Source organism: Vibrio sp. 1978 (assembly GCF_033344345.1).
In genome coordinates, this window is the sequence record NZ_JAWPOP010001009.1 from 1 (window position 1) to 520 (window position 520).

At 44.0% G+C, this 520-nt stretch carries 1 protein-coding gene; it reads right to left on the reverse strand.

Going from position 1 to position 520, the window contains the following annotated elements; translation table 11 throughout:
- On the reverse strand, positions 1-436 hold a 436-nt coding region (locus tag R8N49_RS30370; RefSeq protein ID WP_318190854.1), incomplete at its 3' end, for a TolC family protein.
- Positions 437-520 lie beyond the last annotated feature (84 nt).

A 520-nucleotide genomic window follows, 5' to 3' on the forward strand; every position in this document is an offset into this window, starting at 1 on the left:
CCGCCGCGGCAGATTGCGCAGCTGAGATTCGGCCACCAGTAAAGATAGGCCAAATCGCACGGATAGAAGAAGAGAAAATATCGCGCTCAGTAATGGTTGAGGTGGTGTTCGCTAAGGCACCAAAAATGGGTTGAAAAGCAGGTGGCACATTAATGTGTGTTCCAGTGCTATCTAGGATCTGCTTTCCTGAAAGAGTAACGTCGGTGTCCAAGCGTGTGTAGTTAGCACCAATGCTTACTTGAGGCAGATTAAGGTTACTGGTTGCGCTTTCTTGATATTGATAGTTCTCAACATTTGCACGTTGAGCTTTAAGAGAATAGTTGTTTTCTAGTAACAACTGCCACGCAGTGTCAAACGTGATCGGTGCTGAATGGCAGGCAAGAGAAATGGAGCTACTAATAAGGCCCAATACCCAAAACTTTCCAGTTTGTTTCATAATGGCTACTTTGTTGTAGAGTATTGGCTCTAATATAAAGTAATCAACTCACGCTGTTAAGCGGTTGAAAGGAAGAATTAAGGG